The organism is Pseudomonas chlororaphis subsp. piscium, from assembly GCF_003850345.1.
Classification (GTDB): Bacteria; Pseudomonadota; Gammaproteobacteria; order Pseudomonadales; family Pseudomonadaceae; genus Aquipseudomonas; species Aquipseudomonas piscium.
The window spans coordinates 1748885-1764373 of record NZ_CP027707.1; the positions used below are offsets into that span (position 1 = coordinate 1748885).

Genomic DNA, 15489 nt, shown 5'->3' on the forward strand with positions numbered 1-15489 from the left:
ACGCCCTTGAGCCCAGGAGTCGGCAGCACCATGTCAGAACGTAAACCCGAAGTGGTCATCACCTATTGCACCCAGTGCCAGTGGCTGCTGCGCGCCGCCTGGCTGGCCCAGGAACTGCTGAGCACCTTCAGCGACGACCTGGGCAAGGTGTCCCTGGAACCGGCCACCGGCGGCACCTTCCGCATTACCTGCGACGGCGTACAGATCTGGGAGCGCAAGGCCGATGGCGGTTTCCCCGAAGCCAAGGTGCTCAAGCAGCGGGTGCGCGACCAGATCGATCCGCAGCGCGACCTCGGCCACAACGATCGTACTCAGTGAGACGCGACTTCCGCCACTGCCGCTTTTTTGCTTGAGCCGGACAGGCTGCTGGAGACCACGATGGCGAGGATGATCAAGACGCCGCCGATCAGCATGCGCAGCGTCGGCGTTTCGCTGAACAGCAGCCAGGCCAGGGTAATCCCGTAGACCGGCTCCAGGGCGAACACCACCGCCGCGGTGCGGGCCTTGATCACCGCAAGGCTGGCGACGAACAGGCTGTGGGCCAGGCCGGTGCAGAAGATGCCGAGCAGGCTGATCCACAACCAGTCGAGGGCCCGGACCTCGCTCAGCCCCGGGGCCGCCACCGGCAGCAGGCACAAGGCAACCACCAGGTTCTGGCACAGTGCCGCCTGTACCGCCGGAATGCGCGCGGAGCTGGCGCGGTTGTTCAGTGACAGCAAGGCGAACAGCAGGCCCGATCCCACGGCCCAGAGCAGCCCGCTGGTGGCTTGGCTGGCGAGGTCGAAATCCGGCGTGACCAGCACCAGGCCGACGCTGACCAGGACCACCAGGACGATCTCGTTGAGGCGGATCCGCTCACGGAATATCAGCCCCTCGAGGATCACCGTGAAAGCCGGGAAGCTGGCGAACCCCAGGGTGGCGATGGCCACGCCCGCGACTTTCACCGCGATGAAGAAACTCACCCAGTGCCCGGCTAGCAGCAGGCCGCTGAGCAGCAGGCGCCACCAGTCCGTGGCCTGCAGCCGTTGCCAGCGGATGCTGCTGGCGCAGCGGGCGAAAAACGCCAGGGCGAGCACCGCGAACACCGCGCGACCAAAGACGATGATGGCCGGCGAAGCGGCGGCGAGTTTGCCGAATACACCGGTGAGGCCGAACATCAATGCGCCGATATGCAGGGCGCCAAGGGCAGTACGCGGAGTCATTTCAATCCTTCAAAACAGTTGAGCGGAGCGGTGCCAGTCTAAAAGCCTGGGCAGGATCCGGTCTGTCGCGATCCTCGCGTTTTTTGTCGACAGCCTAGCGGTGGCCTGTGGTACGCCGCAGCTTGCCGGGGGAGACGCCGAACTCGCGCAGCACCGCCGCGGCGAAAGCGCTCTGGGAGCTGTAGCCGACGCGGCTGGCGATTTCGCCGATGGGCAGTGCCGAGTCGCGCAACAGGCCGACGGCCATGTGCAGGCGCCGGCTGCGGATGTAGTCCATCGGCGTCTGCCCGCATTCGGCGACAAACCGCGCATGCAGGCGAGCGCTGGACAGCCCGGCGATCCGCGCCAGGTCTGCCACTTGCAGCGGGTGGGCGGCGTGTTGATCGATATGGGCATTCAAGGCGGCGTAGGGCAGGCGTCGGCCGCCGATGCCGACGGGGCTGGCCTGGTTGAGGCTGGCCAGCAACAGCACGGCGCCTTGCTGGGCAATCAGCGGGTCGTTGACCGGGCTGCCGGCCAGCCAGTTGACCAGTTGGCTCTGCGCCGTATCCAGGGGCAGGCGCCCGGCGTTGTCGAGCAAGCGGCGACTGGCATCGGCGTGATCGCCCAGCGACTGCACCAGCCAATGTTCGTCGGGCACGTCGAGCACCAGGCAGCGACTGCCGTTTGGGCTGCCGCAGGCATGGTGGGCGCCGGAGGGCACCACCACGAAGCTCTGCTGGACCACCTGGCTGCCCTGGCCGTCGACCTCGAAGTCGAGCTGGCCCGACAGGCCGAACACCAGTTGCGCGTGTTCGTGGCTGTGGACGATCAGGTCGTGGCTGTATTGGCGTAGCGTGAGGATCGGTCTCATCGCAGTCTCCTTGGCAGAACGGCAGTCTACACCGACGGCCCGGGCTCCAGCGCTGTCATTGGACTGCCGTATTTCTGTCACAGGCGATTAATCGCCCGGGTGCAAGCTCGCAGAAAATGCAGGAGTGTGCCCATGACCAGTGCCGAACTCGCCAGACCCAGCCGTAAACAACGCGTGCGCACCTTGTGGATTTCCGATGTGCATCTGGGCACCCGGGACTGCCAGGCGGAGCATCTGTCGCAGTTCCTCAAGGGTTACCACGCCGACCGGATCTACCTGGTCGGCGACATCATCGACGGCTGGAAACTGCGCGGCGGCATGTACTGGCCCCAGGCACACACCAACGTCATCCGCCGCCTGCTGACCATGAGCAAGCGGGGTACCGAGGTGATCTATGTCACCGGCAACCACGACGAATTCCTGCGCCGCTATTCGAAGCTGGTCCTGGGCAATATCCAGTTGGTGGACGAGGCGGTGCACGTCACCGCCGATGGCCGGCACTTGCTGGTGATCCATGGCGACCAGTTCGATGTCATCACCCGCTACCATCGCTGGCTGGCCTTTCTCGGCGACTCGGCCTACGAGTTCACCCTGACCCTCAATCGCTGGCTGAATCACTGGCGGGCGCGCTACGGCTACGGTTACTGGTCGTTGTCGGCCTACCTCAAGCACAAGGTCAAGACCGCGGTCAGCTTTATCAGCGACTTCGAGGAAGCCATCGCTCACGAATGCGTGAAGCGCGAGCTGCATGGCGTGGTGTGCGGGCACATTCACCATGCCGAGATCCGCAAGGTCGGCGAAGTGGACTACCTCAACTGCGGGGATTGGGTCGAGTCGTGCACCGCCCTGATCGAGCACTGGGACGGCACCATCGAGCTGTATCGCCTGGCCGATGCCCAGGCGCGGGAGGCGCAGCGCAAGGCCGAACTGGCGAAGGTGGCGGAGCTGGCTTGAGGCTTTGGTCGCCTGATCTGAGGTTATCGCGGGCAAGCCTCGCTCCTACAGAAGCAAGGGCGAGCTTGCCCGCGACGACCTGCGAAAGCGGTCAGGCCGGCGCGTGTTCCTGCGTGGCCGCCTTGTAGATCGAATTTTTCGGCTGGGCGAACAGGCGTTCGAGCATGGGTTCGAAAAAGCTCAGGGGCAGGCTGTCGTAGCTCGGATCGAACGCCGCGGCATCGTACTTGGCACAGAATTCGACGGTCCGCAGATACAGCGGATGGTCCTTGAATTGCTCGCGCAGGTGCCGGTCCATGCCCAGGTGATGGAAGAAGTAATAGCCCTGGAAGATCCCGTGCTTCTCCACCATCCACAGGTTCTCAGGGCTGACGAAGGGCCTGAGGATCGCCGCGGCGATGTCCGGGTGATTGTAGGAACCCAGGGTGTCGCCGATGTCGTGGAGCAGGGCGCAGACCACATATTCCTCATCGCGGCCGTCATGCCAGGCCCGGCTGGCGGTTTGCAGCGAGTGGGTCAGGCGGTCCACCGGGAAGCCGCCAAAATCGCCCTCGAGCAACTTCAGGTGCGCCACGATGCGCGCCGGCAACTGCTTGGCGTAGGCACTGAAATCCGCGGCGATGATCGCCCAGTCTTCCTGGGTGCCATCCTTCATGTGGGTGAAACGGGCATGAGCGTTCATCGGCAATCCTCTTGTTGTTTTTTGCGCAACGATTGGAGTCTATGCCTTGGATCCAATCCTGCACTGGCTGCGCGGGACGGCTTGCTGTCCGTCCAGGCCTAGAACGGCACCTTGCCGATCAGCATGTCGCGGTACATGACGAAATCGCCCACAAGGCTGTAGAGCGGATGCTGGAAGGTGGCCGGGCGGTTCTTCTCGAAGAAGAAATGACCGACCCAGGCGAAGCTGTAGCCAGCCACCGGCAGGGCCAGCAGCAACAACCAGGCGCCTTTGTCGATGGCGAAGGCGAGGATGAAGATCACCAGGGTCGTGCCCACGAAGTGCAGGCGGCGGCAGGTGCTGTTGCTGTGTTCGCTCAGGTAATAGGGATAGAACTCGGCGAAGCTGTTGAATTGCTTGATGTTATCCACGACTGCGATCTCTGTGGTTATTGTTCTGCCAGCGGGACGCTCTGCGGGGAGCTTATTTGAGTCTAGAGTCATCAGTGGCCGGGGCCAGTGACAATGGGCGCCACTTTAGTATCCTTGGGAAATCGGCCGTGGCATGCGGCTCATCATGTAAAAGAACCCACCATGAGCGAACGAACGACTTCTGCAAGCTGGGCGATGGGAATTGTCAAAGCTCTGGAGATGGACGGCCTGGATTGCCGTGCATTGTTCAAGCAGATCGGGCTCGACTATGCCGCGCTGGACGACCCGGACGCACGCTTCCCCCAGGACTCGATGACGCGTCTCTGGCAACGTGCGGTGGAACAGTCCGGCAACCCGGCGATCGGCCTGAACATGGGCAAGGTAGTGCGACCGGCCTCCTTCAACGTGGCCGGGTATGCCCTGATGTCCAGTCGTACCCTGTCCGAGGGGTTCCAGCGTTTGGTGCGCTATCAGCGGATCATCGCGGAAAGCGCCGATCTGAGTTTCCGACTTTTACCTGAAGGTTATGCGCTGATTCTGACGGTGCACGGCGATCATCTGCCGCCGACCCGGCAAAGTGCCGAAGCCTCGCTGGCCTGTGCGCTGGCGCTGTGTGGCTGGTTGACCGGGCGTACGCTGCAGCCACGCCAGGTGCTGATGCAGGGGGCTGTGCCGGTCGATCTGGAGCCCTACAAGCGGGCGTTTCATGCGCCGCTGGTGTTCAACGCGCCTTACGATGCATTGATTTTCGAGCGTGCCGATATGGAAGCGCCGTTGCCGACCGCCAATGAGGCCATGGCGTTGCTGCATGACCGCTTCGCCGGTGAGTACCTGGCGCGGTTCTCCGAAAGCCGGGTGACGCACAAGGCGCGCCAGGCGCTGTGCCGGTTGTTGCCCCAGGGCGAGCCGAAGCGCGAAGCCGTGGCCCAGACCCTGCATCTGTCTCAGCGCACCTTGCAACGGCGTTTGCAGGAGGAGGGCACCAGTTTCCAGACCCTGCTCGACGACACCCGTCGTGAGCTGGCCGAGCAGTACCTGGCGCAGCCGAGCATGACCCTGCTGGAGATTGCCTATCTGTTGGGGTTTGCCGACCCGAGCAACTTTTTCCGTGCTTTCCGCCGCTGGTTCGATGCCACGCCCGGCGAATACCGGGCGCGGCTGCTGGAGTCCGGGGTAGCGATCAGTGACGCCAGAATGCCGGAATACACAACACGAATACGGTGATGATCTCCAGCCGGCCGAGCAGCATGCCCAGGGACAGAATCCACTTGGCGGCGTCCGGCAGGGTGGCGAAGTTGCCGGCCGGGCCGATGGTTTCGCCCAGGCCCGGGCCCACACCCGACACCGTACTGGCCGCGCCGGTCAGGGCGGTCATCCAGTCCACCCCCAGCAGCGATAGCGCCAGGGCGATGACGCAAATGGTGATGGCGAAGAAGAACGAGAAGGTCAGGATCGAGCGGACGATCTCCTCGTCGAGGCGGTGACCGTTGTACTTCTGCTTGATCACCGCGCGGGGGTGGATCAGCTGGTTCAAGTTGGCCTTGAGCAGGATGTAGGCGACCTGGAAGCGGAAAATCTTGATCCCGCCGGCGGTCGAGCCGGAACAGCCGCCGACGAAGCCCAGGTAAAAGAACAGCATCAGCGAGAAGTTGCCCCACAGGCTGTAGTCGCCCAGGGCGAAGCCGGTGGTGGTGACCACCGAGGTGACGTTCAGCGCGACGTGACGCAGGGCTTCCAGCCAATGCAGCTGGGTGGTCCACCAGTACCAGGTGCCGAGCACCAGCCAGGTCACCAGCAGCATGCCGAGCAAGCCCTGGACCTGCTGGTCCTTGATCAGCGCCCGGCGGTTGCCGCGCAGGGTGGCGACGTACAGGGTGAAGGGCAGGCTGCCGAGGATCATGACCACTACCGCTACCCAGTGCACTGCCGGTTGCGGCCAGTGCGCCAGCGAGGCGTCGGAGGTGGAGAAGCCGCCGGTGGAAATCGCCGACATCGCGTGGTTGATCGCGTCGAACAGGCTCATTCCGGCCCACCAGAAGGCCAGGCTGCCGAGAATGGTGATGCCGACATAGGCCGCCACGATCAGGCGCGCCACCATGTGCGAGCGCGGCATGACCTTTTCCGAGCGGTCCGAGGATTCGGTCTGGAACAGGCGCATGCCACCGATGCGCAGCAGCGGCAGGATCGCCACCGCCATGCCGATGAAGCCGATGCCGCCGAGCCAGTGCAGCAGCGAACGCCACATCAGGATGCCTGGCGACATGGTGTCCAGGCCGCTGAGCACGGTGGCGCCGGTGGCGGTGATGCCGGACATGCTTTCAAAGAACGAGTCGGTGTAGCTGATGTGCTGGGTCAGCAAAAAGGGCAGGGCGGCGAAGATGCACACCACCAGCCAGCTGGACACTGTCAGCAGGTACATGTCCCGCGGACGCAGGTGTACGTGCTCCGGGCGCCCCGGTATCACCAGGGCCAGGCCGGCGACGAAGGTGATCATGCTGGCCCAGAGGAACGACGGCAGGTCGCCGGTACGCTCGAACAGGACCAGCGTCGCCATCGGAATGACCATGGCGATGGCCAGGGTGATCAGGAAAATGCCGATGATGAAACCAATGATCCGTAGGGTCGGCAACGCCATGAGGTCCGCTCGGGGCTGATAAGGAGGGCGCCATTCTACCTGCGGTGCGGAGCATGTAAACCGGCACCTGGAAGGCACTTATCGGTAGAATGGCCGGACATTTTTTTCAGGAGGTGGCCGATGGAGGCTCTCGACGCATTGCTCAACCGTGTTTCCGTACCGCGTCTGGTGGACCCGGCGCCGACGGCGGCGCAACGCGAAGCGCTGTTCGCAGCGGCATTGCGTGCCCCGGATCACGGCCAGTTGCGACCTTGGCGCTTTCTGACGGTGGAAGGCGCGACCCGTGAACAGCTGGGCGAGCTGCTGGTGGAGGCGGTGCAATTGCAGGGCGGCGAAGTGACCCAGGCCGCTCTGGACAAGGCTCGTGCCATGCCGCTGCGCGCGCCGTTGGTGGTGGTTGTGGTGGCCCGCCTGCAGGAGCACGTCAAAGTGCCGAAGTCGGAGCAACGGCTGGCGGCCGGCTGTGCCGCCCACGGTATTCTGCTGGCGGCCTACGCCCAGGGTATCGGTGCGGTGTGGCGTACCGGCGAGCTGTCCTATTCGCCCCATGTGGCTAAGGGCCTTGGCCTGGGCGAAGGTGAAGAAATCATCGCCTTCCTGTACCTGGGCACGCCGCTGAACGAGCCACGGGTCGCGCCCAAGGTGGATACGGCGGAGTTCGTCAGTGCCTGGTCGGGCAAGGCCTGATCCTAAAATTGGGCAGTAGCTGATAGCCAATCGCGGGCAAGCCTCGCTCCTACAGACTCGCGTCGTTCACCCATCTAGCGAACGGCACCAACCTATAGGAGCGAGCGGGCGGCGATCTGACTTGCCCGCGATGCTTTTCAGGCCTGAGCGCTAACGCCTGGCACCAAGGGCAACTCCAGGCTGGCGATAAAGCCACCCTGGGGATGATTGTCCAGCGTCAGGCTGCCGCCATGGCGTTCCGCGGCGCGCCGGGCGATGGCCAGGCCCAGCCCGTGACCCGGTGTGGTCTGCCCTGGGGCGCGGTAGAAAGGTTCGCCCAACAGGCGCAAATGTTCGGCCTCCACACCGGGGCCGTGATCACGCACGCTGAGCAGGATCCGGTCTCCCTGACGCAATGCCTGCACTTCGATCGGCTGTCCGGCCGGGTTGAAGCGCTGGGCATTGCGCAGCAGATTGTCCACCGCCCGTTCGATCATGGTCGGCCAGCCCTTGAGGCTGAGCTGCGGTTCAGCCTGGATTTTCACCGGCTGTTCCGGGCAGGCCAGTTGGGCATCCTTCTGCAGGTTGCCGAGCAGGGCGTTGAGGTCCACCTCTTCGGCGCTGGCGTTGTCGGCATCGACCCGGGCCAGTACCAGGATTTCGCTGATCAGCGCTTCCAGGCGATCGCACTCGCGGGTCAGGCGCGGCCACAGGCGCTCGCGCTCCTCGGCCGTGGCGCGTTCGGCCAGCGCCAGGGCAATGCGCAAGCGTGCCAGCGGCGAACGCAGTTCGTGGGAGACATCGCGCAGCAGCTGGCGCTGGCTGCCGATCAGGCTTTGCAGGCGTGAGCCCATGCGGTTGAAGTCCTTGGCCAGCACGCCGAACTCGTCGCGGCGGTCGGCCAGGCGGGCCAGGCTGTTCTGTTGGTAGGTGGTTTGCCCCAGGTCATGCACCGCACCGCGTAGACGACTGAGAGGGCGGGTGATGGACAGGGTCACCAGCAGGCTGAACAGGGTCAGCACCACCAGCGCGATGGTCAGGGCGCTCAGCGGCCACATCAGGCTGTCGCGGTGCCAGGCGCCCAGCTCCGGGTGGGGGATGCGGTAGATCAGCAGGTAGGTGTCGCCGGTTTTCGGGCTGGTGTACTCGGTGGTCAGGCGCCGCCAGGGCAAACGCCGGTCGTCGTTGTTCTGCCGGGCCTCGAAGGCCGCCGCGCGGCGCGGGAAGGTACCGCGGACCACCGGGTCGCCGCTTTCGTTGAGTACCTGCACATCAATGTGGTACTGGCGCTTGCGTTGTTGGAGGATCTCCTGCGCGGCGTCCTCGCCTTGTTCTTCGTAGGTCTGGGTCCATTCCTCGGCCAGGGTATTGAGGCCGGGATGGCGACTGAGGATCCAGGCATCCTGGTTCAGCATGTGCCCAAGCAGAATCGACAGCCCTGCAACCAGGGCGATGGCCAGCCAGAAACTGGCGAGGATGCGCCAGAACAATGAACGCACGGGAAGTCCTCAAACAAGGAAAGCCCAGTGGGGCGCCACTGGGCTGTGGGATAAGCGCTAGGTTCTGTGCGTAAACTGCCTGCGCGTCGATCATGCTGCACGCTGGGCGCCAAAGGCGCTACGCAGAAACAGGCTCGGAATGCTCATTTAGGCCCCTAAAGTCGCCCGCGACCCCGGCCGTTCCTCGCCTGTTTTTGCCTTGCCTGATCGCCGCTCGGCTACTTTCCGTACAGAGTCTCGAGCATTATTGCGCTTTTTGCGGTTGTTGCGCTTTCCAGGCCTTGAATTCGGCCCATTCGGCGCGGCGCTCGGCGTGTTTCTTCTGGATGGCGTCAAACTCTTTCTGTTGTTCCGGCTTGAGCAGGGCGCGGATATCCGCCTCGGTTTTCTGGCGCTTGGCGGCGATCTCGTCCTTCATTGCCTTCTGGTCGGCCGGCGACAGTTTTTCCAGGTACTTCTGCACCAGCTCTTTGCGCTCGTGCATCTGCTCACCCATCAGCTTGCGGATCTGCTGGCGCTGTTCGCGGCTCAGGTCCAGCTGGCTGTAAGGGCCTTTACCGCGCATGTGTTCACTGTGGCGCGGGCCGTCCATCGGACCCATGGGGCCTGCGCCTTCCGGCATGGCCATGGCCACGGTCGGCAGGGCGGCGGCGAACATCAGAGCGATCAGGGTCTTGCGCATGGTGTATCTCCTTGTCTCATTCCCGGTCAGTTCCGGATGTGTGCAGATTACGGAGATCAAGGTCAGCGGCGGTCAGCGAAGGGTAAAGCTTGGGTAAAGACGTTTTTTGGCGAAACTGACATATCCCCTGTAGCCGCTGCCGAGCCTGCGAACGACCGGTACGGTCGCAGGGATCTTGCGAATGCAGGAGGGCCTGCGGCAGCGGCTACAGGGATCAGCGATAGGTTCAGAGGCTGTAGTAGTAGCCACGGCTGCGCAGGGCGACGATGCGCGGGCGGCCGTCGGGGTGGGGGCCGATCTTCTTGCGCAGGTTGCTGACGTGCATGTCCAGGCTGCGGTCGTACAGGGTCAGTTTGCGGCCCAGGGCGATCTGCGCCAGTTCCTGCTTGTCCAGCGGCTCGCCCGGTTGCTTGAGCAAGGCTTCCAGCAGGCGGCTTTCGGAAACGGTGAGGGTGATGTTCTGTTCGTCGATGCTGACTACGCCGCGTACCGGGCTGAAGCACAGGTCGCCCAGCTCCATCTGGCTGGACACCGCGGCCGGGTGACTGCGGCGCAGCACAGCGCGCAAGCGGGCCGTCAGTTCACGCGGATCGCAGGGTTTGGCCAGGTAGTCGTCGGCGCCCAGCTCCAGGCCGAGGATGCGGTCCAGGGGCTCGCCGCGGGCCGAAAGCATCAGCACCGGCAAGTCCGGGTGGTCGTTGCGCAACTGCTTGAGCAGTTCCAGGCCGCTGCCGTCGGGCAGCATCACGTCCAGCACCACCGCCGCCGGAGCGTGATCGGCCAGGGCGCGACGGGCACTGTGGCCATCGTGGCAGGCCCGTACCTGAAAACCTTCCTGGCCCAGCCAACTGGTCAGGAGCTCGCAGAGTTCCTGGTCATCGTCAATCAGTAACAGGTCGCTCATGAATCACTCAATTTAGCCATTGTCGACGCTTTCTATGTCCACCACTGGCGAAGATACCGCAGAGCAGGGCCAATAGCGCTACTCCGGCGCCGGTGACGAACCACTGCTGCTGATCGGTCAGCAGGCGCGGCACGGAACTGGCCTGGGCTTCGCGCAGTTGCAGCTTGAGGCGCTGGTTCTCCTGGCGCAGGCGGCTCAGCTGGGCGCTTTCACGTTCGCTGTCGGCGCTCTGCAATTGCCGGGTCAACTCTTCGCGCTGGCGCTCGCTGTCTTTCAGGCGCTGCTGCAATTCGTTGATCTGGCTGCCGGCACTCAGGGACAAAGGCGTCGAATGCCCCGGGTCCGTGGTTTCTTCGGCGGAGGCGCTCGCCCCGATCGTTAACATGACCAACAACAGGCACAACAGACCTTGGCGCATCGGAACTCCTGATTCCAATCGAGTGTTGGGCAAGTTGTCGGCAGTCAAACGAGAATAATGAGCGATTGAGAGCGCGATGAACCGATAAGGTTCACCGCGCGGGAGAGGATTTACGGCAGGACTTGCTTGAACGGCTTGACCAGGACGCTGGCATAGACGCCGGCGGCGACGTAAGGATCGGCATCGGCCCAGGCCTGGGCGGCGCTCAGCGAGTCGAATTCGGCGACGATCAGGCTGCCGGTGAAACCCGCGGCACCGGGATCATTGCTGTCGACGGCAGGGTGTGGCCCGGCCAGTACCACGCGACCTTCGGCCTTGAGCTGCTGCAACCGCTCCAGATGCGCCGGGCGCGCGGCCAGGCGGTTTTCCAGGGAGTTGGCGACGTCTGTAGCAATGATTGCGTAAAGCATGTCAGTCCTCGGTTTTCGAAGTGGTGGGTTCGGTGTCGTGAAGATGGCGCGACAGGTAGATGCCCTGGCCGACCAGGAACAGCACGGTCATGCCCAGGCTGCCGAAGACCTTGAAGTCGACCCAGATGCTCTGGAAGGTGAAGGCAACGAACAGGTTGGCGGCGCCGCAGAACAGGAAGAAGGCGATCCAGGCGATGTTCAGGCGGGTCCAGACCGGGTCCGGCAGGGTCAGCGCGTGGCCCATGATGCGCTTGATCAGCAGGCGGTCGCCGATGAAATGGCTGCCGATAAAGGCCAGGGCGAACAGCCAGTTGACCACCGGCGCCTTCCATTTAAGGAAGGTTTCGCTGTGGAAGGCCAGGGTCAGGCTGCCGAATACCAGGCAGGCGACCAGGGTCAGCCATTGGCTTTTCTCCAGCTTGCGCTGGGAGATGAACAGCGCGCCGTATACCACCAGGGAGCTGATGATCAACACCGCCGTGGCGCTGTAGATACCGCCTAGGGTCAGTTGTTGACCGGCAATGTCGACGACTCGGGGATCGATTTTGTAGACGATGAAAAACAGGAACAGCGGGATGAAGTCGATGAATTGTTTCACAGTGGCAGCCAGAAGCAGGATGTGGCGGCATAATAACAAACATCCATGGCAGCGAAAGCGCCAGCTGACTTGAGGTTGAACAGTCCCGTGAATGTTGATTTGCACTGCCACAGCACGGCCTCCGATGGCGCCCTGGCGCCCGCGACTCTGGTTGCGCGTGCGTTCGAGAAAGGCGTGCGAGTCCTGGCCCTGACCGATCATGACACCCTGGAAGGCCTTGACGAGGCTCGCCTCGCGGCGCAGGAACTGGGCATGCAACTGGTCAATGGTGTCGAATTGTCCTGCACCTGGGGTGGGGCGACCATTCATGTGCTGGGCTACGGTTTCGACGTCAATGCGCCGTCATTGGTCGAGGCCATCGGCAAGTTGCACGACGGTCGCTGGCTGCGTTCCGAAGAAATAAGTCGCAAGCTCGCGCTCAAGGGCATGCCGGGTGCCCTCGAAGGGGCCCGGGCGATCCAGCAGGAACTGGGCGACAGCGGCAATGCGCCGGCCCGGCCGCACTTCGCCGATTACCTGGTGCGCGCCGGTTTCGTGAAGGACCGCGCCGAAGCTTTTCGCAAGTGGCTGGGGGCCGGCAAGCTGGGCGACGTCAAGCAGCACTGGCCGACCCTGGAGGAAACCGTCGAGACGCTACGCGCGGCGGGGGCCTGGGTCAGCCTGGCCCATCCCTGGCATTACGATTTCACCCGCAGCAAACGTCGCCGCCTGATTGCCGACTATATTCAAGCAGGTGGCCACGCGATCGAGGTGGTCAACGGCCACCAACCCGCCGAGCAGGTGGGCAGCCTGGCCATCCTTGCTCGGGAGTTCGGTCTGCTGGTGAGCGCCGGCAGTGATTTTCATGGCCCTGGAGGCTGGTCCGAGATAGGCGAGTATCGCCCTGTTCCGGAGGATCTGCCGCCGCTCTGGTGTCGGTTCAAACATGACCCAATTATTGCCGCCGTCTGAACAGGTAGAGAATGTGAGTCAATTTTTCCAGATTCATCCGGAAAACCCGCAACCGCGCCTGATCAAACAGGCTGTCGAAATCATCCGCTCAGGTGGCGTGGTGATCTACCCGACCGACTCGTCCTACGCCATTGGCTGCCAGATCGGCGACAAGAGCGCGGTCGAGCGCGTGCGGCGTCTGCGGCAACTGGATGACAAACACAACTTCGCGCTGATCTGCAGCGACCTGTCGCAGCTGGGCCTGTTCGCCAAGATCGATACCGGCACCTTTCGCCTGCTCAAGGCTCATCTGCCGGGGCCTTACACCTTCATCCTCAACGCTACCCGCGAAGTGCCGCGGCTGTTGCTGCACCCGAAGAAACGCACCATCGGCCTGCGGGTGCCGAGCCATCCGATCGCCCTGGCGCTGCTGGCCGAACTGGGCGAGCCGCTGATGAGCGTCAGCCTGATCATGCCCGGTGAAACCGAGCCGATGAACGATCCTTATGAAATGCGCCAACTGCTCGAGCATCAGGTCGACCTGATCATCGATGGCGGTTTTGGCGGCATCATGGCCTCCACCGTGATCAACCTGGCCGATGGCGAGCCGGAAGTGATCCGTATCGGCTGCGGCGACCCGGCTCCCTTCATGGTCGAGGCCTGAATGTCCGCAGTGGAACACGTTGACGACCAGGCCGGAGCGCAGCAGGAGCTGCCCTTTGCGATGGTCTACGGCCAGGCGGTCATGGAAATGCCGCTGGACTTGTACATCCCGCCGGACGCCCTGGAAGTCTTTCTCGAAGCCTTCGAAGGGCCGCTTGACCTGCTGCTGTACCTGATCCGCAAGCAGAACATCGACATCCTCGACATCCCGGTGGCGGAAATCACCCGCCAGTACATGGGCTACGTCGAATTGATGCAGTCGGTGCGCCTGGAGCTGGCCGCCGAATACCTGGTGATGGCGGCCATGCTGGCCGAGATCAAGTCGCGCATGCTGTTGCCGCGCTCGGCCGAGGTGGAAGAGGAAGAGGAAGACCCGCGCGCCGAACTGATCCGCCGTCTGCAGGAATACGAGCGTTTCAAGGCCGCCGCCGAAGGTATCGATGGCCTGAGCCGGGTCGGTCGCGACGTCATAGTGCCCAAGCTCGATGCCCCGGAAGCCCGGGCGCGCAAGCTGCTGCCGGATGTCGCCCTGGAAGAGGTGCTGATGTCCATGGCCGAGGTGCTGCGCCGTGGCGACATGTTCGAAAGCCATCAGGTCAGCCGCGAGGCGCTGTCCACCCGCGAGCGCATGAGCGAGGTGCTGGAGCGGCTCAAGGGCGGTGGTTTTGTGCCTTTTGTCGAGCTGTTCACCGCGGAAGAAGGACGCCTGGGGGTGGTTGTGACCTTCATGGCGGTCCTCGAGCTGGTCAAGGAATCCCTGGTCGAGCTGGTACAGAATGAGCCTTTCACGGCTATCCATGTGCGGGCGCGAGCCGAATAACGAGCTGAAACAATGAATCTGAATGAACCCCGCGAGCTGGCGCCGCTGCTTGAAGCCTTTCTGTTGGCCTCAGGAAAACCGCAATCCATGGAGCGCCTGTTCGAGCTCTTCGAGGAAGGCGAGCGGCCGGACCCCGCGGTCTTCAAGAAAGCACTGACCATTCTGGGCAAATCCTGCGAAGGGCGAGCCTTCGAACTCAAGGAAGTGGCCTCCGGGTATCGCCTGCAGGTGCGGGAAAAATTCGCGCCCTGGGTTGGCCGGCTGTGGGAAGAGCGGCCCCAGCGTTACTCCCGGGCGATGCTGGAAACCCTGGCACTGATTGCCTACCGCCAACCGATCACCCGTGGCGAGATCGAGGATGTGCGGGGCGTGGCGGTCAACAGCCAGATCGTCAAGACCCTGCTGGAGCGCGAGTGGATTCGGGTGGTCGGCTACCGTGACGTACCGGGCAAGCCGGCGATGTTCGCCACCACCAAGGCCTTTCTCGATCACTTCAACCTGAAGAACCTCGACGACCTGCCGCCGCTGGCCGAGCTGCGCGAGATCGAAACCGAGCCGGTCCTCGACTTCGACGACGCGCCGGTGCCCGCCAGCCTGCAAGCCCTGGCCGACGCCAGCGCCGAGCCGGAAGAGCCCAAGGAAGAGACCAGTTTCCACACCTTGCTGCTGGAGCTGGATTCGATGGAGGAGGGGATCAAGACCGACTTCGACGACCTGCATCGCGATGGCGCGGTGGATTCGTCCGGGGACGATTTTGTTGCCGACGCCGAGGTGGACGCCGGGATCAACCCCGAAACGCAAACTCGTACCGAAGCCGAAGCCGAAGCCGAAGCCGAAGCTGGAGCTGGAGCTGGAGCTGGAGCTGGAGTGCCAGTCGAGCACGACGCGGAGCTGGAAGCCGAGCACGAGGCCGAACTCGAAGCGGATGCAGGCGACGAGCAGGAGCACGAGGTCGATGACGATGTGCTCGGCGTCGCCGAAGCCCGGGCCAAGCTGCTGGCCGCCGTGGCGGCACTGGAACCGCCGGCTCCAGAGTTGAGCGACGAAGAGGCCGAAGCCCTGGCGCTGGCCGAGGCCATCGAGAACGAAAGACGCGAACAGGAAGACTGATCAGGCCACGCTTCTGTAGGAGCGAAGCTTGCTCGCGATGAACGTTGATGCGG

The 15489-nt window shown here is 63.6% G+C and carries 19 protein-coding genes; 8 read left to right on the forward strand and 11 right to left on the reverse strand.

The genetic code is table 11. From position 1 onward, the window contains the following. The first annotated feature begins 30 nt into the window (after window positions 1–30). Complete coding sequence (locus tag C4K38_RS07945; RefSeq protein ID WP_007929749.1) at window positions 31–318, forward strand: Rdx family protein; 288 nt, start codon at window positions 31–33, stop codon at window positions 316–318. Here the strand turns inward: C4K38_RS07945 and C4K38_RS07950 are convergent. Both C4K38_RS07950 and C4K38_RS07955 read right to left on the reverse strand, forming a co-directional pair. Beyond that, window positions 312–1202 carry a DMT family transporter gene (locus tag C4K38_RS07950; RefSeq protein WP_053277910.1) on the reverse strand — a complete coding sequence of 297 codons (891 nt, stop codon included), beginning with the start codon at window positions 1200–1202 and terminating at the stop codon, window positions 312–314. The genes C4K38_RS07945 and C4K38_RS07950 overlap by 7 nt on opposite strands. 94 nt (window positions 1203–1296) lie before the next feature. After that, on the reverse strand, window positions 1297–2055 hold the full coding sequence (locus C4K38_RS07955) for a helix-turn-helix transcriptional regulator (protein ID WP_053277911.1): 759 nt from the start codon (window positions 2053–2055) through the stop codon (window positions 1297–1299). 132 nt (window positions 2056–2187) lie between these two features. Between C4K38_RS07955 and C4K38_RS07960 the strand changes: the two genes are divergently transcribed. Continuing rightward, window positions 2188–3009: a UDP-2,3-diacylglucosamine diphosphatase gene (locus tag C4K38_RS07960; protein WP_053277912.1), complete on the forward strand. Its 822-nt coding sequence runs from the start codon at window positions 2188–2190 to the stop codon at window positions 3007–3009. 91 nt (window positions 3010–3100) lie between these two features. Here the strand turns inward: C4K38_RS07960 and C4K38_RS07965 are convergent, their stop codons facing one another. Then, the gene (locus tag C4K38_RS07965) at window positions 3101–3691 is read right to left on the reverse strand and encodes an HD domain-containing protein (RefSeq protein ID WP_053277913.1); all 591 of its coding nucleotides are present in this window, start codon (window positions 3689–3691) and stop codon (window positions 3101–3103) included. Between the two features lie 98 nt (window positions 3692–3789). Beyond that, the gene (locus C4K38_RS07970) at window positions 3790–4101 is read right to left on the reverse strand and encodes an Mpo1-like protein (protein ID WP_053277914.1); all 312 of its coding nucleotides are present in this window, start codon (window positions 4099–4101) and stop codon (window positions 3790–3792) included. A 162-nt stretch (window positions 4102–4263) separates the two neighbouring features. Between C4K38_RS07970 and C4K38_RS07975 the strand changes: the two genes are divergently transcribed. Further along, window positions 4264–5325 carry an AraC family transcriptional regulator gene (locus tag C4K38_RS07975; protein ID WP_081001443.1) on the forward strand — a complete coding sequence of 354 codons (1062 nt, stop codon included), beginning with the start codon at window positions 4264–4266 and terminating at the stop codon, window positions 5323–5325. Here the strand turns inward: C4K38_RS07975 and C4K38_RS07980 are convergent. After that, window positions 5282–6736 carry a TrkH family potassium uptake protein gene (locus C4K38_RS07980; RefSeq protein ID WP_053277916.1) on the reverse strand — a complete coding sequence of 485 codons (1455 nt, stop codon included), beginning with the start codon at window positions 6734–6736 and terminating at the stop codon, window positions 5282–5284. The two genes, C4K38_RS07975 and C4K38_RS07980, sit on opposite strands and share 44 nt — an antisense overlap. Before the next feature lie 120 nt (window positions 6737–6856). On the opposite strand from C4K38_RS07980, the gene C4K38_RS07985 reads away from it, so the two are divergent. After that, window positions 6857–7423 (forward strand): nitroreductase family protein, encoded by a 567-nt coding sequence (locus tag C4K38_RS07985; RefSeq protein ID WP_053277917.1) that lies wholly within the window; start codon window positions 6857–6859, stop codon window positions 7421–7423. Between the two features lie 137 nt (window positions 7424–7560). Here the strand turns inward: C4K38_RS07985 and C4K38_RS07990 are convergent, their stop codons facing one another. The 6 genes from C4K38_RS07990 to C4K38_RS08015 form a co-directional block, all read right to left on the reverse strand. Further along, the gene (locus tag C4K38_RS07990; RefSeq protein WP_053277918.1) at window positions 7561–8901 is read right to left on the reverse strand and encodes a sensor histidine kinase; all 1341 of its coding nucleotides are present in this window, start codon (window positions 8899–8901) and stop codon (window positions 7561–7563) included. Between the two features lie 244 nt (window positions 8902–9145). After that, window positions 9146–9583: a Spy/CpxP family protein refolding chaperone gene (locus tag C4K38_RS07995; protein WP_053277919.1), complete on the reverse strand. Its 438-nt coding sequence runs from the start codon at window positions 9581–9583 to the stop codon at window positions 9146–9148. Window positions 9584–9809: 226 nt separating this feature from the next. Next, window positions 9810–10487, reverse strand: a complete 678-nt coding sequence (locus tag C4K38_RS08000; RefSeq protein ID WP_053277920.1) for a response regulator transcription factor — start codon at window positions 10485–10487, stop codon at window positions 9810–9812. Between the two features lie 7 nt (window positions 10488–10494). After that, window positions 10495–10905 (reverse strand): SH3 domain-containing protein, encoded by a 411-nt coding sequence (locus tag C4K38_RS08005; RefSeq protein ID WP_053277921.1) that lies wholly within the window; start codon window positions 10903–10905, stop codon window positions 10495–10497. 110 nt (window positions 10906–11015) lie between these two features. Further along, window positions 11016–11315 (reverse strand): YciI family protein, encoded by a 300-nt coding sequence (locus C4K38_RS08010; protein ID WP_025805154.1) that lies wholly within the window; start codon window positions 11313–11315, stop codon window positions 11016–11018. A gap of 1 nt (window position 11316) precedes the next feature. Beyond that, complete coding sequence (locus tag C4K38_RS08015) at window positions 11317–11913, reverse strand: septation protein A (protein WP_053277922.1); 597 nt, start codon at window positions 11911–11913, stop codon at window positions 11317–11319. Between the two features lie 87 nt (window positions 11914–12000). Between C4K38_RS08015 and C4K38_RS08020 the strand changes: the two genes are divergently transcribed. Genes C4K38_RS08020 through scpB form a run of 4 tightly spaced genes read left to right on the forward strand, consistent with a single transcriptional unit; the run spans window position 12001 to window position 15436 of the window. Then, window positions 12001–12864, forward strand: a complete 864-nt coding sequence (locus tag C4K38_RS08020) for a PHP domain-containing protein (protein WP_053277923.1) — start codon at window positions 12001–12003, stop codon at window positions 12862–12864. Between the two features lie 13 nt (window positions 12865–12877). Beyond that, window positions 12878–13507 carry an L-threonylcarbamoyladenylate synthase gene (locus C4K38_RS08025; RefSeq protein WP_009042694.1) on the forward strand — a complete coding sequence of 210 codons (630 nt, stop codon included), beginning with the start codon at window positions 12878–12880 and terminating at the stop codon, window positions 13505–13507. Further along, window positions 13508–14326, forward strand: coding sequence for a segregation and condensation protein A (locus tag C4K38_RS08030; RefSeq protein WP_053277924.1), 819 nt, complete (start codon window positions 13508–13510; stop codon window positions 14324–14326). 12 nt (window positions 14327–14338) lie between these two features. Continuing rightward, on the forward strand, window positions 14339–15436 hold the full coding sequence (gene scpB, locus C4K38_RS08035) for an SMC-Scp complex subunit ScpB (protein WP_053277925.1): 1098 nt from the start codon (window positions 14339–14341) through the stop codon (window positions 15434–15436). Window positions 15437–15489 lie beyond the last annotated feature (53 nt).

Bases quoted from the DNA above. Each gene is read 5' to 3' on its own strand.
- C4K38_RS07945 (WP_007929749.1), top strand. From the start codon at position 31: ATGTCAGAACGTAAACCCGAAGTGGTCATCACCTATTGCACCCAGTGC.
- C4K38_RS07950 (WP_053277910.1), bottom strand. From the start codon at position 1,202: ATGACTCCGCGTACTGCCCTTGGCGCCCTGCATATCGGCGCATTGATG.
- C4K38_RS07955 (WP_053277911.1), bottom strand. From the start codon at position 2,055: ATGAGACCGATCCTCACGCTACGCCAATACAGCCACGACCTGATCGTC.
- C4K38_RS07960 (WP_053277912.1), top strand. From the start codon at position 2,188: ATGACCAGTGCCGAACTCGCCAGACCCAGCCGTAAACAACGCGTGCGC.
- C4K38_RS07965 (WP_053277913.1), bottom strand. From the start codon at position 3,691: ATGAACGCTCATGCCCGTTTCACCCACATGAAGGATGGCACCCAGGAA.
- C4K38_RS07975 (WP_081001443.1), top strand. From the start codon at position 4,264: ATGAGCGAACGAACGACTTCTGCAAGCTGGGCGATGGGAATTGTCAAA.
- C4K38_RS07980 (WP_053277916.1), bottom strand. From the start codon at position 6,736: ATGGCGTTGCCGACCCTACGGATCATTGGTTTCATCATCGGCATTTTC.
- C4K38_RS07985 (WP_053277917.1), top strand. From the start codon at position 6,857: ATGGAGGCTCTCGACGCATTGCTCAACCGTGTTTCCGTACCGCGTCTG.
- C4K38_RS07995 (WP_053277919.1), bottom strand. From the start codon at position 9,583: ATGCGCAAGACCCTGATCGCTCTGATGTTCGCCGCCGCCCTGCCGACC.
- C4K38_RS08000 (WP_053277920.1), bottom strand. From the start codon at position 10,487: ATGAGCGACCTGTTACTGATTGACGATGACCAGGAACTCTGCGAGCTC.
- C4K38_RS08005 (WP_053277921.1), bottom strand. From the start codon at position 10,905: ATGCGCCAAGGTCTGTTGTGCCTGTTGTTGGTCATGTTAACGATCGGG.
- C4K38_RS08010 (WP_025805154.1), bottom strand. From the start codon at position 11,315: ATGCTTTACGCAATCATTGCTACAGACGTCGCCAACTCCCTGGAAAAC.
- C4K38_RS08030 (WP_053277924.1), top strand. From the start codon at position 13,508: ATGTCCGCAGTGGAACACGTTGACGACCAGGCCGGAGCGCAGCAGGAG.
- scpB (WP_053277925.1), top strand. From the start codon at position 14,339: ATGAATCTGAATGAACCCCGCGAGCTGGCGCCGCTGCTTGAAGCCTTT.